At 40.9% G+C, this 526-nt stretch carries 1 protein-coding gene; it reads left to right on the forward strand.

Annotation, left to right across the window (positions count from 1 at the left end):
• The coding region (locus AW165_RS18490) for a type II toxin-antitoxin system HicB family antitoxin (protein ID WP_060466687.1) at positions 1–284 on the forward strand (284 nt) is incomplete at its 5' end.
• Positions 285–526: the final 242 nt, after the last annotated feature.

A 526-nucleotide genomic window follows, 5' to 3' on the forward strand; every position in this document is an offset into this window, starting at 1 on the left:
AAGCGATAGAAAGCATTTTAGAAGAAATGCTTGCCGATGGTTTTGATGTGTTAGGACTAGAAGACCAGGGAGCATTGATTTATAAAGAAGATCAAAGCTACAGTTTTTGTGATGTTTGGTTACAAATAGAAATTGACGTAAGCAAATACAGTGGTAAAAGCCAAAGAGTCAATATTTCTCTACCAGAATCACTACTAGCTGTGATCGACCGTAAAGTAGAGAATAGTGATCTCTATCGAGATCGAAGTCATTTCTTAGCTATCGCAGCCAGAAATGAGCTGTGATGGTTAAAGTACAATAGTTCCAAACATAATGGCGAAGTGTTAATGACATTTCGCCATTTTTTTATTTGCATAAGGTGACGGCGTAACCAATGATTTTATGAGGAGCTGCGCGACGAATACCAGAACGCGCTCACGTAGTGAGTAAGAAGCGTCCTATCCGTACGCTCAGAAGCTTTTTTGGGTTCACAGTGGTTCCGGTATGAAAATTGCCCTTCGCCCTGCTAGACCCTGATTTGCGCTAT

This window comes from Acinetobacter sp. LMB-5 (genome assembly GCF_001541635.1).
GTDB classification, from domain to species: domain Bacteria; phylum Pseudomonadota; class Gammaproteobacteria; order Pseudomonadales; family Moraxellaceae; genus Acinetobacter; species Acinetobacter pittii.